The following is a 24,381-nucleotide window of genomic DNA, read 5'->3' on the forward strand; positions in this document are numbered from 1 at the left end:
TGCCGAACCGCTTCGTGACGGCCTCCAGCCGATCAACCCACCTACCCTAACCATGCTGTCGCCGCGACACCCGATTAGCGGTTGCTCAACCTGTTCCTCCTCGTGGGCCGCCACCCACCCGAAGACTTGACTCAATGACACAATTATCGTGTCATTAGGTGGTGCTGTATGCAACCCCTCTCCTGGACTCCGACGATCTGCGCGTCCTCGACGAAATCGAGGCCAGGCGCCGAGCCCTGCGCCACATGCTCCGGGCCACCCCCCGCTGGACCCGCCAGCTGCGCCGCAACCTCACCGCCCGCGCGATCGCCGGATCGAACACCATCGAGGGCTACGCCGCGACGGTCGACGACGTGGAAGCGCTCATGTCCGGCGAGGAGCCCCTGGAGACCGGAGAGAAGACGCGTGCCGAGCTGGAGGGCTACCAGCGCGGCATGACCTACATCCAGGCCCTCGCCGACGCCGGAGACGACTTCCGCTACGACGCCGGCCTGCTCAACGGCCTGCACTTCATGCTCCAGGGTCACCACCTCGACAAGCGCCCCGGCCGCTGGCGCGACGGACCCGTCTACGTCACCAGCCCCGACGATCCCCTGGTCCCCGCCTACACCGCTCCGGACCAGGCAGACGTCCCCGCGCTGATGTCGGAGTTCATCGACTGGCTCAACGAGGGCGACCTCGACGCCCCCGTCCATGTCCGCGCCTCCATGGCTCACCTCAACCTCGTCAAGATCCACCCATGGAAGGACGGCAACGGACGCATGTCCCGTGCCCTGTCCACCCTCGTGTTCTCCCGCGAGGCCCTGATGCCGCCAGAGTTCTCCTCCATCGAGGAGTGGCTCGGCCGGGGACAGAACACGTACGCCTACTACCAGGTCCTGGAGGACGTAGGCGGCCCGCACTGGAGCCCCGAACGGGACACCCGCCCCTGGATCCGGTTCTGCCTGACCGCCCACCACCGCCAGGCACAGCAGGCCCAACGACGCTTCGACGTGATGTCCCGCGCCTGGACCCGTCTGGTCGATTCCGTCGAAGCGACGGGCCTGGACGAGCGTGTCGTCTACGCCCTCCTACCCGCCTTCTCGGACGCGAAGGTCCGCCGCACGGTCTACCAGCAGGACGCCGACCTCAGCGACCAACAGGCCATCCGCGACATCCGCGAGCTCGTCGCCCGCGGCTGGCTCATCCCCCATGGCAAGGCCCGCGCCCGCTACTACGCCCCCGGGCCCCTCATGGACCCGGTCCGGGACGAGGTCCGCCAGTCCATGGAGCCGTACACGGATCCCTACCGGCGGGAGCGGTGACCCACCCACTCTCGATGGTTATGCCGCCAGGGTGGCCGAGGCGTTCTGCATCTCGTCGAGCCGCCGCCGCAGATCTTGCTCCTGGCCACTGATGCATTGCGCGTACGTGGCGAACAACACGGCGACACTGGTGCCGGCCCACGCGGCCACCTCAGCAGGCGGGATGCCATTGTTCAGCCACATCGTCAGTCGGGTGTGCCGAAGGTCGTATACGCGTCGTCCTGTCGGTGATGCATACACGTGGGGTGGCAGGGTTGCCCTGCGGGCGTGGTCCCACATGCGACGGTAGACGGAGCCCGCGAGAACTCCGCCATGCTCCCCAGGGAAGAGGCGGTCGCCGGGGAGCAGGCCCGCGTCCTTGATGCGTGCCCGCAGGACATGGACAAGCGCGGGAGGGCACGGGACTATGCGCGTCTCGCCTTCTGCCCTCCCCTTCAGATACCTCTGATCATGTCGGGTTCCGCTGTCAGTCCACGTGCGTCCGATCTCAGGCTCGGCGGTGTGCACCACGATCTCGGCCCACTGACTCTCCCCCGACGCAGGCATAACAAGATCTGAGAGGCGCAGCGCGACAGCCTCTTCCGGTCGTAGCCCCGTGAAGTACAGCGTGGCGAAGAACGCATGCAGTCTTCGCCCGCTCCGCGGCTGATTGCGTATCCAGTCGAGCAGCCGCGCCGCTTGCTGCGCATTGAGCAGACGGCGTCGGTCAATCGCGCCAGCCGACTGCGGAGTAAGGTTCCGCCCCTCGGGAACCGGATCGGACAGCAGGATCCCTCGCGCGATCGCATACCTCATCACCAGATGCAGAACCCGTCGATGCCGCTTCACAGATGAGACCGCCGCTCGTCTACCGTCAAGCAACGTACCCAGCACCAGCAGCACGTCCTGCACCACGAGCGGATCGGACCAGGCGTCCATGGTCGGAGTGTGCCGTCGCACCCAACCGAGTACCGAGACGATGTCCTCTGGCGCACCGCCACGGCGGTTGGTGTTGAAAGCCCAATCGCTCAGCGCAGTACGGACACGGCGAGAGGGGACACCGGGCGGATCCCGGTCCATCAGCGCGGTAGTGACGATCATCAATGTGCGCGCAGTGTTCCTCCGGTGATTCGCCGAAACTCGGGGCCACTGAGCGTCCGCGAACTGCACGGCGAAGTCATACCACCCAACCGCGGAAGCTCTCGGCTCATGCCGCTCCGGCAAGCCAGTCGAAACGTTGAACGGCTCGCCGGCGTGCGTCGCGGTCACCAGCTCTGCTCGGAAACCGTCGGCCAGCGCGAACGTCTGGAACGACTTGCGATGACGTTTCCCGGCGACGGACCAGCGCACCCCATAGGACTCGCGAAGCCGCCCGGCCCCTCTCTCGATTTGCCAGACCCTGACGTCGAAGGTGGTGTCCATCGTCTGCACCTCGATCCGGCCCCGCCTACAGTGCCCGCCTCACGAAGGCCGACGCTTCCGGGCTACTACGAGCTCTACCCCCATGATCCCACCAGCAGCGGGCGTCACTGGAGTCCCACTCGCCGACGCCTCACCCCGACCCCAATCAGTCAGCGTGACCGAGCAAGATCGTCCCACATGCGTCCCCCAAAACAGCTGACGATGCGTCACCGCATCACAAAAGCACAGGTCAGAAGGATGGAGGTACAGTTAGACTGAGTCTCTTCTAAGCGCTTGGCCGCAGGTTCGAGTCCTGCCGGGGGCGCAAACAACCTCTCACCTGCGGATACGCGTGAGGGGCTCTTTCATGTCCGGATGCACATCGCTCTGCGAGCAGGCGCCTTCGCCTACCCACGTCGCGGGCACAGACAGACCCTGCGGCGTGGCGACAACGCTTCTCGCCGGCGAATCCGCATTCGAAGCACGACGTAGCACCAGGTAGCACACCATCGCTATCGTGGGCATCGTGACGCGAAGCCCGAGATCGCTCAGCGCGATCTGCGCACCCGCTCCAAAGAGATCATGGAGGCCGTCCAGGGAGGACAGGCGTTCACCGTCACCCGCGACGGGCACCGTGTCGGCGAGCTGGTCCCGCTCCGCCGCCGACGCCGTTTCGTTCTCCGCGCCGAGTTCGCGGCCATGTCCCGCACCGCCCCTGACATCTCGCTGGACGCCTTCGGCGACGACCAGGACTCCGTCATCGAGCAGGAGTTGGACGACCCGTATGCCCGTTGAGTACGAGCAAGGCCTGCTCGGTACCAACATCATGATCTTGCGTAAGTGGGTCGACGCCGACGAGCCGCCCGCCGAGATGGCCATCAGCACCATCACCCTCGCGGAACTCTCCGCAGGCCCCCACCAGGTACGCGGCAGCGACGAGCAGAGCGAATACGACGAACATGCCGAGCGGGCTCGCCGCATGACGTCCTGCAACGCGCCGAGAACGCGTTCGACCCCATCCCCTTCGACGTGGAGGCGGCCCGCCCCTACGGCAGAATCTGCGCCGCCGTCGTCTCCACAGGCCGCAAGCCCCGTCGCCGCGTGGCCGAGCTGATGATCGCCGCCATCGCGGCCGCCGATGAACTACCCCTCTTCACCACCAACCCCGACGACTTCAAGGGCCTCGACGACTTGATCACCATTGTGCCCGTGACGCGGCCCGAGATCCTGCACGACCGGTAGCGCAGCATCCGCACCGCCCTGGGCCGACGGCCGGGGTGGTTCCGCGCCCGGTGGCGGGCACCTGCGCGAAGATGGCACCGGATTCCCGATGGCCACCACGATTTCCGGGTGATCACGGGCAGGCTCGATCCGCACCTGGCCCGCTACCCCGACGACGAATGGGCCCAGTTCGCCACCGCCCAACTCACCGGCTTGCGCGCCACCCCTCGCCCAGCTCTCCAAATGGCCCCTGCCCACCGCCGATCACCTCCTGCCGAGCCCGCGATGCCCGCTGCCTCCCGTCGCCGCCGCTACCCGTCCGAGACCTCCATCGCCGAATGGGCCCTTCTCGAACCCCTGCTGTCCATCCCGGCCTGCCGGGCCAAGGCCGGCGGGCACACGGAGAAGTGGCCGGCTGGAAATCGTCGACGGCATCCGCCACATCATCGACAACGGCGCGAAGTGGTGGGCCCTGCCTGCGGACTTCCCGCCCTGGGAGACGGTTTACGGCTTCTTCTGTAGGTGGAACCGGGACGGGGGCGTCACCCACATCCGTGGCCGGCTCCGCCGCCGGATCCGTACCGGCAAGGGCCGCTGCCCGCACCCGGTGACGCTGATCGTGGATTCCCAGTCCGTCAAGGGCGCCTCCACGGTCGGCCGCAACAGCCGCGGCTACGACGCCGCGAAGAAAATCAACGGCCGCAAGCGACTTATCACCGTGGACACGCTCGGCCTGCCCGTGATGATCACAGTGACGGCCGCCGACATCCAGGACCGCGACGCCGCCCGCGACGTCTTCTGGCGCCTGCGCCTCACCCAGCCGCAGACCACCCAGGTCTGGGCCGCCCACGGCTGCGCCGGCGACCTCGTGGACTGGGCCCGCGAACGCCTCTGGCTGAGCCTGCGCATCGTCTCCCGGCCCAAGGGCACGAAGGGCTTCGTCGTGCTGCCCCGTCGTTGGAAAGCCGAGCGCACGATCGGCTGTGCATGAACGCCCGCCGCAACGCACCCGACTACGAACGTCTGCCTCAGCGCTCCGAAGCCCACCTCAACCGGGCACTCATCACCATGATGACCCGGCGCCGGACCCGCAAGGGCCCCTGCGCTGCCTGGACGAAGTAACCCAGGGCGAACCCCGGGTCCAACTCCTAAACCACTGCGACCAGCGCCAGTGCCTCGTTCAAGTGGTGCTCGGCGATTCGCTGCATGAACTCTCGGTCGGGGAAGTCTCCCTCCAGCAACCGGAGGGGACCCGCCGTCAGCGACAGTCGCTGAGTGAGCGTATAGAGCGCGAGCCGGTTCTCGTCGAGGCCCTCCACCGCCAACCGCCGATAGTGGCCATCGGGATGGCGGAGCTTGAGGAAGACGTGCTCCCACTCGACGTCGAAGTACATCAGATCCTCGATGTCGATCAGAACGGGGTTACCGTCCCGGTCCACCAGCACGTGGTCCAGCCCGAGCTCGCCGTGGACGACCGAGTACTCGGCACGCGGCCGAACCGATGCCGCGAGCTCTCGCAGTCGCTCCTCCAACCGGTCGCGGGCGTCCGCGATCCTCCGGTCACGCGAAGCCGCCTCGGCCAGGCAGCCCATTGCGAAGTCGAAGGCGGCGTTCTCGCACGACACCGCCCGCGACGTTCCGCCTTCGTCTATCAGAGCGACCTTGCCGAAAGACGGCGCCCGGTGACTGCGCATCGCCGCCAGGGCATCGGAAAGACGCGCCATCGTCGGCTCCGCCGCGAGTGGGTCGCGGTTCAACAAGTCCATCAGGTCCTCGCCGGGAAAGTCCTCCACAATCGCGAGGTCAGCCGGGTAGTGGACGCGCTCGCGATCGACCAGATGGACCTCGGGAACCCGCAGACCCAGCGTGTCCAGACGCACGTGGGCAGCCTCGAACAGGTCGAGCCCGACGCCAGGCGAGAACGGGTCCGTGAGGTCGCCGTCCCCCTCGGCCGTCGGCCAGTAGTTTTCCGACTCCTCCCACAGATAAGCGATAGCTGTCGCAGCGTCGTCCATCGTCAGCCGGTACACGCCCTTCCTGCTGCCGCCCGCGAGCCGCTCGACCGACTCCAGCCGCCGCCCGCCCCCCCCCCCAGCGCAGCCCCTGCCGCCCCCGCCAACTGGTCTCGCGTAACTTCACGGGGTGCCACGTCCACAACCCACCTATCCAGTCCGACAACCGGGGCACCTTACGCGAGCCGCCGCTCAATGCCGAACGTTTTGTTCCGGAGCCACAGCCCTCGACCTACCTTCAAGAACACCCATTCACCTTCGACTGTGCCGAACCTGAGCGTCTCGCTCGTTTCTGGTGCGAGGTCCTGGGGCACGTCGTACCGCCGTCTCCGGAGGGATTTGCCACGTGGGACGATTTCGAGCGCTCGCTGCTACCTGAGCAGCAGGACGCATGCTTGCCTGCGTCGACCCCTCAGGCGTGGGCCCGGCCGTTCTGACCTTCTACCGTGAAGCCTGGTGCCCGTACTGCGACATCGCCCTGCCTGCGCTCCAGCACCACCACGCAGAGATCGCCGCGCGCGGCGCGCGCGCCTGGTCGCCGTGTCTCCACAGATCCCCGACGAGTCCTCGTCTCTCGCCGAGAAACACCAACTCGCCTTCGACGTGCTGAGTGACCTCGGCTCCGCACCGCAAAGCAGTACGGTCTCGCCTTCGACCTGCCCGACGACCTGACCGCCGTCCACAACAAGCTCGGCTTCGGTCTCCAGCGTGTCAACGGCGGCCACCCGCACACCCTGCCGCTGCGCACGACCTACGTCATCGACCACTCCTGCACCACCCGCTGGGCGTTGGTCGACACCGACTACACCGCCCGCGCCGACCGCTGGTCACACGCTTCCCGGTGCGGCACCGGTTAGTGGACGGCAACCGGGTGTGCTCGATCATCGACGGGGAGATGGACCTGACGCCCGGCCCTCATAGCTGCCGGTGCGGCGCAGTTGCGGGCTGATGCGCACCGGTTCGGCTTCGGCCCAGGGGAGCGCGGCGGGTACAGGGTCGGCCGTGCGGGGCGCCTGAGGCTGTGGCGACCCGAAGACTGTGCGTCAGGGTGCCGCCCCAGCAGCGAACATTCCGACGCATTCGCCACGGTTCGCCACCCCTTCCGCGCCGGAGAAATATCCACAAGTATCAACATGCCGGGTTCGACCACCCTGGCTGTAAAGGGGAGTTGCGTCCAGCCCAGCGCAGGCAATCCGATCCCGGAGGGACACCATGCACTCAGTCACGCGTAAGGCCATGGAATGGCTGGCAGCCGCCGCGACCGACCCGCGCGCCTGCAAGCGGCAGTTGCACGGCGGGACCGGTGTCGCAGTGCTGGCCTGCGGGCGGTTCTGGGACGTACTGAGCGTGCCGGAGGAACTCGGCATGTCGGCCCTCGACGCCCTGCTGCGTATTCCGAAGCCGCCCGGACCCGCGCTCGCGGACACCGCCGCCCGCCGGGTCGCCTTCTTCCTGCCGCCGGACTCCGACGGCCGCTGGATCGGCTCTGGCATCCGCTATGCGGGCAGAGGCTCGTGGATCGCGGTGCCGGCGCCGCATCGGGCCGAGGGGCGGCTGCGCTGGCTGGTCCCGCCCGACGGCACCGGTGCGCTGTTCGTGCCCGCAGCAGTGGAACTGGGCGTACAGGTGGCCCTCGGAAACATGGCCGCGCAGGCCGGCACAAGGCGACGATGCCCGACGTGCGCCACGTCCATCCCAGGATCCACCCTCCGCAACAATGGCCGGACCCACTGACAGCGCACACCACACCGAGGACACCTCGTCACACGCGCGAGCGCACCACCGTGCGGTGTCGTCAGCACGTGATCGCCGGCTCGGCCCGGCGCCACAGAGGCACCTCGACGGCCCGTTCCCACCGAGCTGGGCCCCCACGGGCGCCCTGGTGACTCTCTACGGCGCCTGCCGGTCCTCGTTCCCCGGAGGAGACGCCCGGTGGTGACGGTGCAATCCACGCCATTGGAACGCAAACACGCACCCGCACGCGCACGGGAGGCCTTATCCCCGTGCGTGCCATACGCTCATCCGACGAGACCGTGCCGTACGCCCCACCAGTACGGCGGATCCGCGTGGCCCGTACCGCTGTTCGTCGCCGCGTCGATCTTCCCGGTCATCGCCGTCGTCCGTGAGACCGTCCTCGCCGACGAGCGCCGCACCATCGCCCACCGAGCTGAACGCCGCCTGCTGCGAACGCTGGTGAACCAGCCTCGCCACCGAACACGACCCGACCTGTCCCAACCAGCACCGGAGCAACGCGGCATGAGCGACGGCCGAATACTCGGCACCGCTCGAAGGGAACCTCACGGTCCCCAGCCTGACGGGCACTCACCCACATGGCTCTACCGGTGTCGGCGACTCGACAGCGTTCGCACCTGAAACGTCGGTTCGATGCCCTGGCGCGCGTGCATCTCCCCATCCGGGGGAAGGCACCGGTGAATACTGAGGTCATGCTCCAAGTTCTCGATCCCTCTACTGCCGCATCACCAAGCGGGCGGGCACCCGAGTTTCGCCTACTATTCGTGTGCACCGGCAACCTCTATCGCTCCCCCCTCGCCGAGTGTCTGCTCAGGCAGCGGCTGCACGAGGCTCGGCAAGTGATTCGGCTGAGCAGTGCGGGCACCGGGGCGGCCCCGGGTACGCCCATGCCGACCATGGCGGCGTCCCTCCTCCGCGAGCGCGGCGCGGATCCCTCCGGGACGAGTTCCCGCCGGCTGACGAAGGAGTTGGTCGAGAACTCGGATCTGGTGTTGGGGGCCGCGACGGAGCATCGTGAGGCCGCTGTGCGGCTCTCTCCCGTATGGGCGTTGGCCCGCTCTTTCACCCTCTGCGAGTTCGCCCGGCTGGTGCGCGCCGAGGACGCGGCGGGCGTGGGGGATCCGGCCGCACGGTTCGTTTCTCTCGTCCGGGGCGCGGCCGCTCGGCGCGGTGCCGCGCCGGCGCACCCCGTTGATGACGACATCGACGACCCTCTTGGCGCCCCTCCCCAAGAGCTGCGGGAGTGCCTGGCACTGATCGAGGATGTAGTGGATCGGATCGCCGCGGCTGTGCGGACCCGATGATGCCCTCCCGCGCTCCTCGGGCTCCTCGCGCTCCTCGGGCTCCGAGCAGTACGGGGCGGACCCGCACCGTCCTCAGAGATCCGGCCGGTGCATGCGCGACGCCGGAGAATCCCGGTCCGTCATCGTACAAACCGATTCCGTGTCAGCAAGGCGAGAATTCATTGCCGAGATCCGCAATCGGTGCCGGGGCCTGGTTCGTCGATGCGGCCGTGTCAGGGTGATCTGGCGTACGAGTTGCTGAAAACATGCCAGAGACGCGCAACTCGGCAAAGCGGTTGCAGCGGCGTCGGTGAAGCTTCCGCCTGCCTGGACGACACACAGGACTGCCGCCACGGAGGAGAACAGCACTACCACCAGCCAGGAGTGGGCGGCACGACATCGGTGCAGCTCGGCACGCAGGATCGACAGAGCCGCCACGAGCCAGGGGCCGTAGACCAGCAGCGGCCACCAGGAAACGGCACCGCCCCGCATGTGAAAACCGGCGACTTGCCGCAATGGCTCATAGATGGCCATGCCGCCGAACACGCTCACCACCGATGTGATTACCGCGGCCAACGCGGCGATCAGGTAGCTGAGGGCGCGCAGACCGCTGAGGCGCCTGCGTTCACGCAGCTTCCGATGCCTCCGGGGAACGGCCGTCAGTGGCGGCAGTTCGGCCGTGATGTCCTGCAGGTTGCTCAGGGGACCGCCCGGCGGCGGGTTGGTTGCCGACACCTCGTCGGGGACCGGGTGTGCGGTGGAGCAACGCTCGCCCGCCAAGGCATCCTGGAGCATGTAGGCGAGTTCCTCGGCTGGATCCCATGCCGGATCCGGCGGCACCAGGGGTGCATGGAAACCTTCGGCCGAGCCCCGGTGCCGCCCGGTAGCCCCCATGCCGAACTGGTCGAGGTGATCGGTGTAATACCCCGAGTGGTCGATACGCTCGTCGTTCATGGCAGCTTGATCATTCGGCCCGAGGAGGGGTGCCCTGAACCTGCAAGGTGCCCCACCGTTGGACGAGATCGGCTTCCAGCCGCGCCACGGTATCCAGAAAACACTGCAGCAGCGGCTCGGTGACCTGCAGTGCGACGGGCAGTCCCTCTTTACTGAGGGTACCGTTGGCGCCGGGCGCGGAGAGTGCCGAGGACGGGGTGTAGATGTAAGGCCCCATCGTCACCACACGCCCCCCAGTCAGGCCCCTCCGGTCCTCGCGAGAGGTGAGCAGCCCGAAATTCATTACCCTGGTCATATCCCGACTAACGCCGCCCCTTTCCCTTGGATGCGCGGCAAACGGGTGACGGAATGCATGGATAAGTATCTTATCTAGAGGCCATTCCAACATGTACCACTGCTACGCGAAAACCATATTATGACCACTATCCTTCAGTCATTCCTGGCGGGTTCGAGCAGGTGCAGGGAAGTCACCGATGCCAGCGGCACCCGGCTCCTGGTGCAGTGGATGTGTGTTCCGTTCCAGCACTTCGATCATGCGGCGACGCCGACGCAGTTCAAGGGCGTCGACACGCCACGTCTGGCCAAGCGGATGTGACCCCATGAGGGATCCCATGACGCAGACAGAAGCACAAACGAGCAATACCCAAAGGGCGGTGTCCAACACGGCTGTTTTCCTTCGTCGTTCTGATGGCTGCGCCCCGAATCTCCGCAAGCGGTGTCGCGTACGAGGAATTCGCTGCATACGAATAACGGGGACATGCATGCGAGGTGACGGAAGAGATACGAAACGCCCCGCAGGGACTACTGAGCTTTAATTCGGGTTGTCGTCCGCGTGATGGACAGTCCGGTACCGGCGAGGCGTCTGTCGAAGGGGTCGGGACGGCATTTAATCGTTCTCAGGCCGTGCCGGATGGTCTGGATGAGGTGCTCGAGGGTGGTGAAGGCGGCGTTGGACAGCCAGCCGCCGCACAGCAGGGACCAGGCGCCCTCGACCGGAGTTGGCATCGGGTGAGTAGGCGGGCAGCCGGTAGCCGATCAGCATGTGCCGGTCGGCGGTGAACTGCCGTAGCCCGTAGGTCAGATGGACGTCGAGGGTTGATGTCCCAGACGAGCGCGACCGGACCGCCGGACTGCTGGTGGGCGGTGATGAACAGGTCGCGGTAGTCGCTCCGCGAAGCTCTTGTGGTCCATCGAGAAAGGCTGTCGTCGCGGGGCGGCCGGCAGACCAGCCGGAAGCGCTCACCGCTCTTGTTGCGGGCCGGCGCGGCGATCAAGATGCGGCGGCGTCATCGACCCGCTCAGTCAGGATATCCGTGATGGAGTGACGGAGCGTCACCTTGTTCGCAGGGTCTGCAATGTGTGACGACTTGCTCGCCATTGAGGTCTTCTCGGCAACGTGACAGTTGCGGTGTGCGACAGGGTGCGGGTGCCCGCTCGCGGCCTGGTTCTGCGGTGTCAGGGTGCGCAGGGCGCAGAACTCGTTGCCCTCGGGGCCTGCCATGACCACCCAGTCTCGGGCTGAGCTCTGGCCCACATCCGCCTTGGTGGCGCCGAGGCCGAGCAATCTGGTCACCTCGTCCTCGGTGCTGCCGTCGATCGGGTTGACGTCGAGGCGAAGCCGGTTCTTCACGGTCTTGACCTCGGGCACCTGGATGAGCAGCAGGGTGGGCGACATCCGGCCGACCTGAAGCTCCTCGACGGTAGGCGTACAGGAGCCGCGAGCCCCTCCGGATCGTGGCAGTCAACGGCCAACTCGGTGAACCTAGTCGTCGTGACTCTCCCCTGGTAGGAACAGGTCTGCGAAGAGCTGGTCCCGGCAGGTCACCAACAGCCACGCCCGGTCCTCCACGGACCGCCCAACATGCTGAGGACCCACTCGACCAGGGCGCGGGGCAGGCCGAGTGCAGCGGGACAGGAAACCAACTCAGCTCCTGTGCCTGGGGGTTGGGACTGCGCCTACGGTCCGGTCATCGCGTTTCAGCACGGAACCGGACGCGCACAGACGGCGACGGCCGCCAACCGGTGCCTGACACTGCGCCGTGGAGCGGGGCAGTGTCAGGTTCGTTGTTGTCGGCCGTCGCACAGGTACTACCGCGGGTTTCGCAGCCACACGAGGGGCTCGCTGGTCAGCCGCGCTTCATCCGCCGGGTGATGACGAGCGCCCCGCCACCGAGCAGGAGCAGTCCGGCAGCCCCGCCCATCAGGAGGGCCGAGCGTTCCCCACCGGTGTTGGCGAGGTGCGGCTTGCCGTGGTGGTCGTGCCCCGGCTTGCCGCCGTGGTGGTCACCGCCGGGCCTACCGCCGGGGTCACCGCCCGGCCTGCCGCCGTGGCCACCGTCAGGCCTGCCGCCGCCCGGGTCGGGGTCGGAATCGCCGTCGGTCACGGTGATCTCGGCCCTGAGAGTGAGGTCCGGGTCCTCCGCCCTGAGCAGGAAGAGGTGCTCGCCCGCTCTGGTCCTCTCAGGAATAGTGACAGTCCCCTCCACCGTGCCGGTTGCGTCGGCAATGAAGTGACCAAGAACAACGATCCTGGATGCAAGGTCTGCTTCCACGTCCTGATTCGCCTGGAAGCCCGTCCCTGTGAAGTCGACTTCGTCTCCGGCCTCGACGACGGTGGAGCTCAGGGTAAGGCTCGGGTGCGGGGGCGGATAAGGCTGGGCAAAGGCGGACTGCGCCCCCAGCACTGGTGCAGCGGTCAGTACAGCGGAGGCTGCTGTGGCCGCCAGGGCTGCACGCCATTTCGATGACGTCGTCATCGCATTTCACGCTCCTCTGGTGGGATCAGGCCGACGCCATGGCGCGACCCACGAGTACGGTATCTGCATATATGGCACCTAAAAGCGCCTAATAACGACTGTTAGTGGATAAGAGGCCATCTGGAGCACGAAGATCACCGGATTGACGTCAGGTCAGCCGGAAAGCGCCAAGGCCCGTAAGACACCTGCCGACGCGCCGGGTTGCTCGCTTCGCGCTCCCGGAAGGGCCGCCGGATGCCCTGCCCGTACCCCAACGACTCGGCGGCCAGGCCGAATGCGAGCTGTCCGGCAGGACTCTCCTACCTGGAGGAGCAGAAGGTGTCGTGGTAGCGCAGGACGGCATCGCAGGGCGGCCGCCGGGCCAGCGCGATCTGGCGTACCAATTGCTGAAAACCGGTCATCGCCCCGATCGCGGGGAGTGCGGCGGCGGAGATACCGGGGAGGGTCCGCGGCACCCGGTCGATGCACAGCGCCACGGCAACGGCGGAGAAGAACAACACGACGCACCACGAGTGCGCGGCGCGCTGCCGGTGCAGAGCGGACTGCAGGATCGACAGGGAGGCGACCATCCAGGGCCCGTACACCAGCAGCGGCCACCAGCTGTTCGCACCGAAGCATTGAGCGCTCACGGTCACCACCACCTCGCGCAACGGGTCGTAGGCGACGATGCCGCTGAACACACTGGCCATGGCGGCGATGACGGTCGCTACCGCGGCGATCAGGAAGCCGACGATCCGCAACAGCGGCAGCAGCTCTTTGCCACCACAGATCTGGCGGTGCCCCGAAGGGCATGTGCGCAAGGACGTCTGCTGCAGCTTCTCGTGGACGTGACCGCTGGGAGGGGCGCCGGGAAACCGTCCGTCACACATGACAGCTCCGCCGGATCCGCGTCCCGTGCACGGCGGAGGGCTCGGCGGCGTCCGAGCCGGGCTGCGTGGTCGTCATACACCCCACAACGAACTCGGCCGTGACCCAGGTGCGCGGCATCCGAGTGACAGGAGCATCGCGCACCCCGCGGAACGCTGACGCTCTCGCACCGTCGCAGGAAGCAGGCCGCAGAGCCACACGGCTGACAGATGGTCAGAAAATCCCGCATCGCCGAACGTCGGGACGTCGCCACCCCTCACACACCTGCAAAGCTCTAGGAACCACAGCGAGCTGGACATTCGGAGCATAACGGCCAGTCTGGCTCGTCACTCCGACGCATTCGAGAAAGGTCCGGGATGCCCAAAACCATTGGGGTGACCCTCCTCGCGCTGGCCCTCGCGGCCGGTACGCCGAGCGCAGTCGCCCACTCGGCCGCAGCAGAGATCCCGCCCGCAGCCACGGCGTCCGACAGGGCCGGCGCAATCGCCGGCCGGTACATCGTCATGCTCAAGGAAACCGGCACCGACAGACAGGAAGACATGGACGAAGCCGTGACGGCGGCGACCGAGCACGCCTCCGACATGGGCGCCTTCGTACACCATGTCTATCGCCATGCCCTCCACGGCTATGCGGCGTCGATGACTGCGAGCACCGCGGCCGCGCTCGCCGACGACCCGCAGGTGCAGTCGGTGCAGCAGGATCGACTGGTCCGAGCCACGGACCAGTCGACCCCGACCGGCGTCAACCGGGTCGACGCCGACCTCAGCCCGACCGCGGCCATCAACGGTGTGGACAAGCGGGTAAACGCGGATGTTGCAGTCATCGACACCGGGATCAGCCCGAACCATCCGGATCTCAATGTGAACCGGTCCGGCGGTGTGAACTGCTGGATGCCCTACCTACCGCCCACCGACCAGAACGGTCACGGCACGCATGTGGCGGGCACCATCGGCGCCCTGGACAACGGAATCGGGGTCGTCGGGGTGGCACCTGGTGCACGGCTGTGGCCGGTGCAGGTGCTCAGCCCTCTCGGCACGGGCTCCACCTCGTCCGTCCTGTGCGGCATCGACTACGTCACCCAGCACGCCGACCAGATCGACGTGGCCAACATGAGCCTGGGCGGTGCCGGCACCGACGACGGCAACTGCGGCAGGACCAACGGCGACCCCATGCACCAGGCCATCTGCAACTCGGTCGCCAAGGGCGTCACGTACGCCGTTGCGGCCGGCAACGCCCACGCCGACGCCAAGGACACCGTGCCGGCCGCATACAACGAAGTGATCACCGTCAGCGCACTGGCGGACTTCGACGGGAAACCCGGCGGCCTGGCCCAGCCGACCTGCCGCGCCGACCAGGACGACAGCTTCGCCGACTTCTCCAACTACGGCCCTGACGTCGACCTGATCGCACCGGGCGTGTGCATCCAGTCGACCTACTTCAACGGCGGCTATGCCACCATGTCCGGCACTTCTATGGCCGCGCCGCACGTTGCGGGCGGCGCGGCGCTGTACCGGGCCACTCACCCCACCGCATCGCCCTCGACCGTCAAGGCGGCCCTGCAGAACGCGGGCAGCCTCAACTGGTCCTGGCCGTCGCAGGACGGAGACGCCGTCAAGGAGCGCCTCCTCAGGGTCTCCCCGTTCTGACCCGTTCTGACCAGCCGTCAACCCGACGACGCAGCTCGGCAGCGCACCTCGGCACGACCGAGGTGCGCTGCCGCATGTCAGACCCGCGGCCCCCGGCTCATTTCTCGCCCGCGAGGTCCGTCACGGCGACCTCCTTCTGATGGGCCGACAAACGAGGCGAGGGCAGTTCGCCGTACGACCCGTAGGCGTCGTAGCGGTCGCCCTTCGGGGGCGCGGCCATGTTGAAGACAGTGCCGAGGACGCGGCCGCCCACCCGTTCCAGCGCCTGGGCGGCGGTGCGGACCTGGTCACGGCTGGTCTTGGCGGCCCGGACGACGAGCAGCGTCCCCTGGGCCAGCGGGGCGAGGCCAATGGTGTCGGCGACCGGCAGCAGCGGAGCCGTGTCGACGATGACCACCTCGTAGGTGCTCGCGAGCTCACTCAGGACCTCGCTCATACGCTCCGAGGCGAGCAGCTCCGTGGGATTCGGCGGTACGGCGCCACTGGCGAGCACCGAGAGCTGGCCGCCGGCCTGCTGCATCACTTCCTGGACGCGGGCCTGCCCGATAAGCACCGTGGTCAGTCCGGCATCCTGGACGAGGCCGAAGGTCTTGGCCACACACGGGCGGCGCAGGTCGGCGTCCACCAGACAGGTCGAGACGCCCGCCTCAACGAGGGCGAGGGCCAGGTTCACCGAGGTGTTGGTCTTGCCCTCGCCGGGCAACGAACTGGTCACCACGATGATCCGGGGCCGGTCGTCGACCTGGGCGAACTGCAGATTGGTGCGCAGCTTGCGGAAGGCCTCGGTGCGCTGGGAGTGAGCTGCGGTGGTGATGAGTGGTTGTGCGGGGGCGTTCTTGTCGTACGGAATGGCTCCGAGGCCCGGCAGACCGGTGATCTCGCCGAGCGCCTCGACGGTCTTGAGGGTGGTGTCGAGGGTCTCGCGCAGGACGACGAGTCCGGCACCGAGCAGCAGCCCGGCGAAGACTCCCACGGCCAGGTTGAGCAGGGGGCGCGGTGAGACGGGTTCGGAGGGTGCGACCGCCTGCTGGGTGACGCCCATGGAGACGGGCGAGACGGGGCCGGGGGCGCCCCGTTCGATCGCCGCCAGCTGCTTCGGGTCCGTCGGCCTGGGCGTCTCCAGCCGCTCCACGACGGCGCTGAAACACGCCGCGACGGCGTTGGCCACACTCGCGGCACGCTTGGGGTCGGTGTCCCGGACGGTGATATTGATGAGGACTGTGTTGAGCGGGGCCTCGGCGGTGATCCGGGATGCCAGCTCCTCCGGTGTGGTGCGCAGCTTCAGCTCTCGCACCACGGGCCCCGTCACCTGTCGGGTCGGCACGATGGCGGCGTAGGACTGCACGCGCGCCTGCGAGAAAGTCTGTCCCTGGCTCAGCTGAGTGGTGTCCTCACCGGAACGCGTGGCAACGAAGAGTTGCGTCCTGGCCTCGTAGACGGCGGTGCTGCATGCGGTGACGACGACCGCAGCGCCGATCGCGAGGGCCAGGCAGACCACGACGGTCAACCAGCGTCTGGCAAGAGCCTTCAGGAATCCGTGGAGATCCAAGCTGCACCCCTTATAAGACCGAGGAAAACACCCAAAGGGTGGGTTTGTACCCTATGTACACGGGTGAACATAGGTGCTCGAACGTCTCAATACGGGGAGCCACCCCCATGTCGGTCCGGCAAACAGCCCTGGAGGCAGACACTCGGTCCGTGCCACGCCTGTCAGGGTCGGTGTTGCCGCCCTCGCGGAGCGCACGCACACCATCCGACGTCCTCCGGCTCTCACCGCCTGGTTCGAACTCGGCCGAGGAGAGTGGAGAAAATGACGGCATTGCCGAGACTGCGGACTGCTCGGGCAGCAGCGATGGTGGCGCTGCTCATCTGCTGCTGTCCTGCACGGCGCAGGACTCAACGGAAGGCCGCACGCCTGGTCCGGCCATCGAGAACCACGACGACGGCGCCCCGGCGCGCGAGAGTCGGCATCCGCGGACGGTGTCGACCGGTTGAGGGTCAAAGTGCTTGAGGTCCAGCCGCACGATCCGCAGGCCTTCACCCAGGGGCTGGAGATGGCCGGTGACACGCTGTACGAAGGCACTGGCCCGGCCGGGCGGTCGTCGGTGCGGGCAGGCCCACCCGGCCGTCGGCCCACGACCCGTGTGGACATGCCCGCACCGTTGTTCGGCGAGGGGAGCACCGTCCTGGGCCGGACCCTCTGGCCGCTGAACTGGCGGAACAGAATCGCCATCGAGCGGTCCAGAAACAGGCTGGTGACGAGCGACGGTTCGTCCCGGCTGACGTTCCGACATCCGAAGTCGCTCGCGAAGACCGGCGACATCGGTGTCACCGAGAACGGCGACCGGTGGCGAAGCTGAACGAACTTGAATGCGCCGGCGACGCCGTGTACGCCAACGTCCTGTTCACCGAACGGCAAGTTCTGGGCCCAAGATGTTCCGCGTGGTGTTCGGTCCCGCGACGGGCTCACCCGGCAGGGGCCCGAAGGGGTGACTTCCTGCAACACCGGTCTGCTCGCAGCCGGACACTCCGTTCGTCCGTGTATCCATGTCTCGGCCAAAGGCTTGTTCCACAGCACACCTGACTCGGACTCAACCGAGAAGCGTGGAGAACATGACGACGTTGAGAAGTGGAGGGACATGACGGAGCGACAAGTGCCCGCCGTTCCAGAGCATCCCGGTCCTTCCCAGGGGTTCTTCCTCCTGCGCGGATCCGGTCGGCGTCGTTCGCTCAGGAACGCGCTGTTGGCCTCCGCCACGCTGTGCGTGGCCGGAGCGGCCTGGATCGGGGTCACCGGGCTGATCGCCCGCTCCGAGTTGCTGAACGCGGAGCGAGAGATTTCGGCGCTCAAGCAATCCGTCACGGGCTCGTCGGAGAGCGCCGCCCCGGTGGACCCGGAGAAGGCGACGCAGAGCGCAGCGGCGCATGCCGCCCGGGCACATCAACTCACCACCGGGCCCGCCTGGTTCATGGCTTCGCACGTGCCCTATCTGGGCCGGCCCGTCGCCACGGTTCGTGGCATCGCCCAGGCCGCCGACCGGCTGACCGGTGACGCCCTGCTGCCGCTGGCGGAACTTGTGGCGCAGCCGACCGACGATGACCGCCACACCGGACTACTGGCCATGCTGTCCGCGCTCCGGAGCGGCGCCCCCGCTCTTGAGCAGGCCGCACGGGCTGCCACCGACACTCGCACTCTCGCTGACGGCCTGCCTCGTGCCCCATGGGTACCGGCCATCGATCGCGCGCGTGCCCAGCTGGTTTCCCAGCTCCGGCGTACGGCTCCCGCCATGGCGGACATGGCTGTGGCGAGCCGCGTGCTTCCCTCCATGCTCGGAGCGGATGGGCCACGGCGCTATATCGTCGTGTTCCAGAACACCGCCGAAGCCAGGGGCACAGGAGGCCTCCCCGGAGCGTTCGCCGTGCTGACAGCCGCTCAGGGACAGTTGAAGTTCGAGAGCTTCGGCACCGACACCATGCTGGCAAATGTGCGCCCCGCCGTCGACCTGGGAGCCGAGTACCGCGCTCAGTACGGCGCCATGGACCCCACCGGCACCTGGGCCAACTCGAATGTCAGTCCTCATTTCCCCTACGCGGCGCGCATCTGGACGGCCGTGTGGAGCAAGTACAGCGGACAGCCGGTGGACGGTGCGGCCGCCGTGGATCCCAGCGCTCTGGCGAGGCTTCTGCAGGCGACGGGCCCTGGCCGACTGTCCGACGGAACGGCACTCACGGCCGACAACGTACTGGACCTCACCGAGCGCACCGGTTATGCCCGCTTCGCCGACAGCCGGGAGCGCAAGGCGTTCCTCCTCGGTGTCGCCCGAGCCGCCGCCACCACGTTCACAGGTGCCCTGAGCACCCCTGAGCATCTGCCCGCACTACTCAAGGCGGCCTACGACATCACGCAACAAGGACGCCTGAAAGTGTGGAGCGCCGAGCCTCGCGAACAAGGCCTGCTGCAGAAACACCCCCTGGCCGGAGCCTTGCCGGCTCAGCCCGGACCGATCGCGGGCGTGGTGGTCAACAACGCGGCGGGCGGCAAGCTCGACTACTACCTGGAGCGGAAGCTGCACTGGATTGCCGGAAGCTGCACTCCGCGCGGACGAAAGGTCACCGCGCGCGTCACACTCGACAACCGGGCCCCCGCGTCAGGGCTCCCCCCTTATGTCACCCAGCGCGTCGACAAGCCGCCGTACCTCACACGCCCGGGGGACAACCGCTTGCTCGTCTCCTACTACGCCAGCTCGGGCGCACGCCTGGCCGGCGCCACCCTGGACGGTCGGACAGTCACCGTGGCCAGCAGCGTCGAACGCGGCCACGCCGTCTACACGCTGGATGTGGAACTGCCCGCGCAGAGCAGCCGTACGCTGACGCTCCACCTCCTGGAACCGATCAGCAACCGCACCCCCGTGCTGGTGGACCAGCCGCTGGTCACGCCGACGCGCGCCCGCCTGGAGGCCGTGCCCGTCTGCGACTAGACGCAACGAACTTCCCACGACCGGGCGCCCGGCCTCGACCGGAACAGCCCCTCAGCCGCGGCGCTCATTCGAATTCCGAAAAGCGAGGTCACCGTCCATGCGTCTCCGCGTCATAAGAGTCATCGCCAGGATGAACATCGGTGGCCCGGCCCTCCAGGTCTCCGCCCTGATGCGCGGCCTGGACACCGAACGTTTCGACCACCGGCTGTTCGCCGGCTCCGTGGGGCCGGACGAAGCGGACTACCTCGAAAAGTCGGCCACCGATGTCGCGGTGTCCCGTGTGCCCTTCCTGGGGCGAGCGGTGCGGCCCGCTGATGACGTCAGGGCTCTGCGGGAACTCGTCGCGGAAATGCGGAAATTCCGTCCGCACATCGTTCACACGCACACGGCCAAAGCCGGGGCGCTCGGGCGTGTCGCGGCGACCGCCGCACGCGTCCCCGCCCGGGTGCACACGTTTCACGGGCATCTGCTGCACGGCTACTTCTCACCGCGGAAGACCAGACTGGTCGTGCACGCCGAGCGACGGCTGGCACGGGGCACCGACCGGCTGGTGGCGGTCGGCGAACGAGTGCGCGACGAACTCCTCGCCGCCGGAATCGGCCGCACGGAGCAGTACGCGGTGGTACCGCCCGGCACACTGCTCCCCGGACCGCCGGAGCGTTCCGAGGCCCGGCGGCTGCTGGGGCTCCCCCAGGACGCCCCGGTGGTGGCCTATGTCGGCCGGGTGACACAGATCAAGCGGCCGGACCGCTTCCTGGCCGTCGCGCAGGAGGTACGCCGCGCGATCCCCGAGGCCCACTTCCTGATGTGCGGGGAAGGCGACCTGGGATCCGCCCTGCAGCAGAACCCCGGCCTGGACGGTGCTCTTCACCGCCTGGGCTGGCGCACCGACGTGGAGACCGTGTACGCGGCGGCGGACGTTGTCCTGCTCACCTCCGACAACGAGGGGATGCCGGTCAGCCTCATCGAGGCGGGCCAGGCGGGGGTGCCCGTGGTGGCCATCGACGTGGGCAGCGTGGCGGAGGTCGTACGGGACGGGGAGACCGGGCTGCTGTGCGGCCCGCACGCCCCGGATCTGGCCCGCCACACCGTGCGTCTCCTCCGTGACCCAGGCCTGCGCCACGACATGGGCGAGCGCGCCCGCTCCTGGACCATCCGCCGTTTCGGCGCGGATCGCCTGGTCGACGACACCCACCGCCTGTACGCCTCCATCGCCGTGGCGCATGGCTGGTGGCCGCCTACTCCGACAGAGGGTGAAGGGAAATGAACGTAGTAGTCACCGGCGGAGCCGGATTCATCGGGGCGAACCTGTGCCGTGAACTCTCCGCCCGTCCCAGCGTCGGGCGGATCACCGCCCTGGACGATCTCAGCACCGGCAGCGCGGCCAATCTCAAGGGCGTCGACGCGGAACTGGTGGAAGGCAGCATCCTCGACACCGATCTGCTGGACGACGTGGTCTCCGCTGCGGACGCCGTGGTGCACCTGGCCGCGCGCCCGTCCGTCCCCCGCTCCCTCGCTGACCCCTTCGCCAGCCACGAGGTCAACGCCACCGGCACCGTACGAGTGCTGGAGGCGTGCCGCCGCCGAGGCACTCATCTGGTCGCCGCTTCCTCGTCGTCCGTTTACGGAGCGGTCCCCACGCTGCCCAAGCACGAGGACCTGCCGACCCGCCCTCTTAGTCCCTACGCCGCAAGCAAGCTCGCCACGGAGGCGTACGTACTCGCGCACGGAGCCAGCTTCGGCCTCCCCGTGCTCGCGCTGCGCTTCTTCAACGTGTACGGACCGCTCCAGCCCGCGGGCCACGCCTATGCCGCGGTCGTCCCCGCGTTCATCCACGCCATGCTGCGCGGAGCACCGGTGACCGTCCACAGCGACGGTCTGCAGACGCGTGACTTCACCTATGTCGGCACCGTTGTCCGGGTCCTGGCTGACGCCGTGCTCCGCCAGGTCACCTGCGCGGGTCCCGTGAACCTGGCCTTCGGCACCCGGGTCTCCATCCGCGAGCTCGTCGGGCGTCTCGCCACGGCGGTGGGAGGCCCGCCGCCCGCCGTGGAACACCTGGCAGCCCGCCCCGGAGACGTCCGTGACTCCCAGGCCGCCGACGGCGTGCTGCGTGGGCTCTTCCCTGATGTCACCCCGGTGCCGCTGGACCACGGGCTGGCGGAGACGGTGCGGTGGTTCCGCGGGCTTCCGGAGTACTCGGCACAGCCAGCCGGGGAACCGGCCGGCGCCGGTGTGCTCTGACCCCGGCAAGCGCACGCCGGCCAGGGGAATCGACGATGCTGCACGGCCACATCCGGAGGGAGAGCGACGAGGTCCTGTGAAGGAGACCCAGCGACAGCAACTCGCCGGGCCGAAGGGGAAGCGGCAGCCGTGGCAGAGGCATCTGCGGACCTTCGGCTCGCTCACGGCCGCCGGTCAGATCGAGTCGGCCCTGTCGTTCGCCACCACCGCCGCGCTGGTCAGAACGGGCGGCGGCGCAGGGGCGGGAGAGGTGCTGTTCGCCCAGGCGGTGGCATCAATCTGGTTCCTGCTGTGGGATCCGCGCTTCGAGGACGCGCAGCAGAGGTTCGTCCCTGCCGAGCAACTCCGCGGCCGCGGCCGCGGGACTCGGTTGTACCTCAGGCTTGTCCGGCTGGATGTCGCGGCCGGGGTGCTCGCCACCCTTGTCGGTGTGGCCGCGGCGGTGGTCGCAGACGCGATCGGATGGATTTCCACGCATCAACTGTGGCTTCTCCTGCCGGCCGTGCTGGCCGCCGGAGCGGCGACGCCCTCCGGCAGTGCCTCGGCGGGTTACGCACTCGCCGACCGGCTTTCCAGACTCGGCATGAGCCGTCTGGTCCTTGCCGTCTTCGGCTGTGTGGTGACACTGGCAGGTCTGCTGGCCGCAGGCCCCGTCGGCTACCTCGCAGCGACGGTGGTCTCGGCGCTCGTCTCCACGGTCGTTCTCACCACCGGGGCCTGTCGGCGGGTGCGCGAAGCATGCGGCCCACCCGCCGCCCGCCCGGTCCACATGCCGACCGGCCTGGTGCCCTTCCTGTTGAAGAGTTCAGCGACAGGATCCGTCTCCGTGGCATCGGACAGCGGCGTCTCGGTACTGGCCGGGCTGCTGGGCGGGCCGGCGCTCGTGACGTACCTGAAGGTCGCCGTAGCGCCGAGCCGTCTCTTCACGAGTTTCGTCAGTCCCGTGACGGCCCAGCTCTACCCACGCCTGGCCCGGGCCGGGGCCCAGGGACGCCGTACGGCGGTGATGCGCGACGTCCTGCGCACCAGTGCGCTCACCGCAGCCGCCGGAGCAGTCACGGTGATGGCCGCGTCCGAATCCATCGGTGCGCTCATCGGCCTCGTGTACGGACCGGAGTTCAAAGTTCTGTCGACGGCGGCGCTGGTGCTGCTGGTGGGAGCCGCGCTGCGCGGCACGGTGGTCTGGAGCAAGGTGCTGCCGTCGGCCCTGGGGTTCCCGGGGGTCCGGCTGGCCTTTCTGACCGTCGAGGGCGTGTGCCAGCTCGGGCTCCTGGCCGGCGTCACTCAGGTCTGGAGCAGTGCGGAACGCATGGTACTGGCCTTCGCGTGGGGGTCGCTGGGCCTGTTGCTCCTGAGCACGGCCGCCTGGTTCGTTCTGCTGCGGCTCCTCACCCGACACCTGTCGGATGCGACAACTGCACCCTTCTCGGGTCTCCTCAAGACACCGCGTGGCACTTTGCGACAGGGGAGCTGAAGGCGCCACGCACGGCGCCGGCTGCGGCCGGGGCTTCGGGGGTCCGCCGGATGGGATCGCCGACCGGCTGTTCCAACGCCACGCGGGCCCACGTCCCGTAGCTGGCGCGCTCTCGCGGCCGGTCCGGGCCGAGGCCCATTCCCGTGTAGGCGAAGAACCGAACCGTCAGCATCGATCCGGCGTAGAGAGTCATCTCGACCAGCGACATGGCGAGCACTCCGACCGCGAACAGTAGGGGAGTCGCACGTCAGGGGGCCAGTCGGCGCAGGAGCTCTCCCAAGAACAGCAGCAGGCGAACTTGTACTCGGTGCCCGCCCGCAAGGTCCGCCACCGTCAGCCCGTGGAGGTCCGGGCGAGCGGCCTCCACCATCACTCTGCCCTCCGCCGTTCCAGACGCCGAGGGCCGCACACCGCTGGCCAGCCATTCCGCGGCCGAGCAGAAATGGCACAGCTCCCATCATCCAGTCGATCAAGGTCTCACAGGCTTCAAGTGGGCGAAGAGGCCCCGGATGGGATCGCTTGTACTTCTGCATGGCCCACCGCATCGGACAGTGATTGATCCGCTTGAGGCTCTTGACCAGCTCGGACGGGTAGAACCGCCCGCAGTAGCCGATCCAGCCCCGCACGACCGGGTTGATCTCCCTTGCGAGGTCTGCCAAAGACGATCCACTCCGCAGGTGCAGCCGCCAGGACCGGATCCGGGGCCCGGATAGTTTGGCGGCCTCGTCGCTGATGGCCTGGTTGAAGTACGAGCCACACCTCCCTCGCGGTGCTTGGCCGCTTGGAGTTCTCCCTCCCGCCTCCGGGCTGGCTGCCCGGCGGCCGTATCGGAGTCAACAGCGGTTCGCTCACGCTCGCCTTTCGGACCCACACCTGACGCGATCAAGTCACGCCTTTCCCTCACCACGACCGGCGCTTAGACCGTGTCCTACGTGGTGAGGCGGACGTTGACCCGGTATGGGGCGGGGAACGTGGAGCTGGATCGTGCCGGACGGGTTGTGGGAGATCGC

19 protein-coding genes and 5 pseudogenes are annotated in these 24,381 nt (G+C 68.0%); 15 read left to right on the forward strand and 9 right to left on the reverse strand.

Going from position 1 to position 24,381, the window contains the following annotated elements:
- The first annotated feature begins 158 nt into the window (after positions 1–158).
- On the forward strand, positions 159–1,304 hold the full coding sequence (locus ACI2L1_RS09320) for a Fic family protein (RefSeq protein WP_404738690.1): 1,146 nt from the start codon (positions 159–161) through the stop codon (positions 1,302–1,304).
- An 18-nt stretch (positions 1,305–1,322) separates the two neighbouring features.
- Here ACI2L1_RS09320 and ACI2L1_RS09325 read toward each other — a convergent pair whose 3' ends face one another.
- Entirely contained in the window at positions 1,323–2,705 is a 1,383-nt protein-coding gene (locus ACI2L1_RS09325) for a tyrosine-type recombinase/integrase (RefSeq protein ID WP_404738691.1), read from the reverse strand.
- 561 nt (positions 2,706–3,266) lie between these two features.
- On the opposite strand from ACI2L1_RS09325, the gene ACI2L1_RS09330 reads away from it, so the two are divergent.
- The 4 genes and pseudogenes from ACI2L1_RS09330 (at position 3,267) to ACI2L1_RS09345 (ending at position 5,027) form a co-directional block, all read left to right on the forward strand.
- Positions 3,267–3,479 carry a prevent-host-death protein gene (locus ACI2L1_RS09330; protein ID WP_404738692.1) on the forward strand — a complete coding sequence of 71 codons (213 nt, stop codon included), beginning with the start codon at positions 3,267–3,269 and terminating at the stop codon, positions 3,477–3,479.
- A pseudogene (locus ACI2L1_RS09335) lies at positions 3,469–3,926 on the forward strand (type II toxin-antitoxin system VapC family toxin). Before ACI2L1_RS09330 ends, ACI2L1_RS09335 begins: the two are co-directional and overlap by 11 nt.
- A gap of 394 nt (positions 3,927–4,320) precedes the next feature.
- Positions 4,321–4,896, forward strand: coding sequence for an IS5 family transposase (locus tag ACI2L1_RS09340; protein ID WP_404738719.1), 576 nt, complete (start codon positions 4,321–4,323; stop codon positions 4,894–4,896).
- Complete coding sequence (locus tag ACI2L1_RS09345; protein ID WP_404738693.1) at positions 4,893–5,027, forward strand: hypothetical protein; 135 nt, start codon at positions 4,893–4,895, stop codon at positions 5,025–5,027. The genes ACI2L1_RS09340 and ACI2L1_RS09345 overlap by 4 nt, the downstream gene beginning before the upstream one ends.
- Positions 5,028–5,053: 26 nt before the next feature.
- Here the strand turns inward: ACI2L1_RS09345 and ACI2L1_RS09350 are convergent, their stop codons facing one another.
- Entirely contained in the window at positions 5,054–5,935 is an 882-nt protein-coding gene (locus ACI2L1_RS09350) for a phosphotransferase family protein (protein WP_404738694.1), read from the reverse strand.
- A gap of 233 nt (positions 5,936–6,168) precedes the next feature.
- Here ACI2L1_RS09350 and ACI2L1_RS09355 point away from each other — a divergent pair.
- From ACI2L1_RS09355 to ACI2L1_RS09370, 4 genes and pseudogenes are all read left to right on the forward strand, one after another.
- Positions 6,169–6,344, forward strand: a pseudogene (locus tag ACI2L1_RS09355) (VOC family protein); the annotation flags it as partial.
- Positions 6,336–6,527 (forward strand): redoxin domain-containing protein, encoded by a 192-nt coding sequence (locus tag ACI2L1_RS09360; protein WP_404738720.1) that lies wholly within the window; start codon positions 6,336–6,338, stop codon positions 6,525–6,527. The pseudogene ACI2L1_RS09355 and the gene ACI2L1_RS09360, both read left to right, overlap by 9 nt.
- A gap of 602 nt (positions 6,528–7,129) precedes the next feature.
- Entirely contained in the window at positions 7,130–7,651 is a 522-nt protein-coding gene (locus ACI2L1_RS09365; RefSeq protein WP_404738695.1) for a hypothetical protein, read from the forward strand.
- Between the two features lie 782 nt (positions 7,652–8,433).
- On the forward strand, positions 8,434–8,973 hold the full coding sequence (locus ACI2L1_RS09370) for a low molecular weight phosphatase family protein (RefSeq protein ID WP_404738696.1): 540 nt from the start codon (positions 8,434–8,436) through the stop codon (positions 8,971–8,973).
- Between the two features lie 72 nt (positions 8,974–9,045).
- Here ACI2L1_RS09370 and ACI2L1_RS09375 read toward each other — a convergent pair whose 3' ends face one another.
- The 5 genes and pseudogenes from ACI2L1_RS09375 to ACI2L1_RS09395 all read right to left on the reverse strand — a co-directional run bounded on the left by ACI2L1_RS09375 (position 9,046) and on the right by ACI2L1_RS09395 (position 13,531).
- On the reverse strand, positions 9,046–9,906 hold the full coding sequence (locus ACI2L1_RS09375; protein ID WP_404738697.1) for a DUF2637 domain-containing protein: 861 nt from the start codon (positions 9,904–9,906) through the stop codon (positions 9,046–9,048).
- Between the two features lie 10 nt (positions 9,907–9,916).
- Positions 9,917–10,189, reverse strand: coding sequence for a hypothetical protein (locus ACI2L1_RS09380; protein WP_404738698.1), 273 nt, complete (start codon positions 10,187–10,189; stop codon positions 9,917–9,919).
- 1,167 nt (positions 10,190–11,356) lie between these two features.
- Positions 11,357–11,658: pseudogene (locus ACI2L1_RS09385) on the reverse strand (VOC family protein); the annotation flags it as partial.
- 374 nt (positions 11,659–12,032) lie between these two features.
- A complete protein-coding gene (locus tag ACI2L1_RS09390; protein ID WP_404738699.1) occupies positions 12,033–12,392 on the reverse strand; it encodes an LPXTG cell wall anchor domain-containing protein in 360 nt (119 codons plus the stop codon).
- Positions 12,393–12,961: 569 nt separating this feature from the next.
- Positions 12,962–13,531: a hypothetical protein gene (locus ACI2L1_RS09395; RefSeq protein ID WP_404738700.1), complete on the reverse strand. Its 570-nt coding sequence runs from the start codon at positions 13,529–13,531 to the stop codon at positions 12,962–12,964.
- Between the two features lie 354 nt (positions 13,532–13,885).
- Between ACI2L1_RS09395 and ACI2L1_RS09400 the strand changes: the two genes are divergently transcribed.
- Complete coding sequence (locus tag ACI2L1_RS09400) at positions 13,886–15,175, forward strand: S8 family peptidase (RefSeq protein ID WP_404738701.1); 1,290 nt, start codon at positions 13,886–13,888, stop codon at positions 15,173–15,175.
- Between the two features lie 97 nt (positions 15,176–15,272).
- Here ACI2L1_RS09400 and ACI2L1_RS09405 read toward each other — a convergent pair whose 3' ends face one another.
- Positions 15,273–16,724: a polysaccharide biosynthesis tyrosine autokinase gene (locus ACI2L1_RS09405; protein WP_404738702.1), complete on the reverse strand. Its 1,452-nt coding sequence runs from the start codon at positions 16,722–16,724 to the stop codon at positions 15,273–15,275.
- A gap of 454 nt (positions 16,725–17,178) precedes the next feature.
- On the opposite strand from ACI2L1_RS09405, the pseudogene ACI2L1_RS09410 reads away from it, so the two are divergent.
- The 5 genes and pseudogenes from ACI2L1_RS09410 (at position 17,179) to ACI2L1_RS09430 (ending at position 23,371) form a co-directional block, all read left to right on the forward strand.
- A pseudogene (locus tag ACI2L1_RS09410) lies at positions 17,179–17,759 on the forward strand (glutaminyl-peptide cyclotransferase).
- 55 nt (positions 17,760–17,814) lie between these two features.
- Positions 17,815–19,653, forward strand: a complete 1,839-nt coding sequence (locus ACI2L1_RS09415) for a DUF4012 domain-containing protein (RefSeq protein WP_404738703.1) — start codon at positions 17,815–17,817, stop codon at positions 19,651–19,653.
- 97 nt (positions 19,654–19,750) lie between these two features.
- Positions 19,751–20,920 carry a glycosyltransferase gene (locus ACI2L1_RS09420; RefSeq protein ID WP_404738704.1) on the forward strand — a complete coding sequence of 390 codons (1,170 nt, stop codon included), beginning with the start codon at positions 19,751–19,753 and terminating at the stop codon, positions 20,918–20,920.
- A complete protein-coding gene (locus ACI2L1_RS09425) occupies positions 20,917–21,897 on the forward strand; it encodes an NAD-dependent epimerase/dehydratase family protein (protein WP_404738705.1) in 981 nt (326 codons plus the stop codon). Before ACI2L1_RS09420 ends, ACI2L1_RS09425 begins: the two co-directional genes overlap by 4 nt.
- 76 nt (positions 21,898–21,973) lie before the next feature.
- Entirely contained in the window at positions 21,974–23,371 is a 1,398-nt protein-coding gene (locus ACI2L1_RS09430; protein WP_404738706.1) for a lipopolysaccharide biosynthesis protein, read from the forward strand.
- A 527-nt stretch (positions 23,372–23,898) separates the two neighbouring features.
- On the opposite strand, the pseudogene ACI2L1_RS09435 reads toward ACI2L1_RS09430, so the two are convergent.
- Positions 23,899–24,105 (reverse strand): annotated as a pseudogene (locus ACI2L1_RS09435) (group II intron maturase-specific domain-containing protein); the annotation flags it as partial.
- Positions 24,106–24,381: the final 276 nt, after the last annotated feature.

It is taken from the genome of Streptomyces sp. NPDC019531 (assembly GCF_044903305.1).
Taxonomy (GTDB): Bacteria; Actinomycetota; Actinomycetes; order Streptomycetales; family Streptomycetaceae; genus Streptomyces.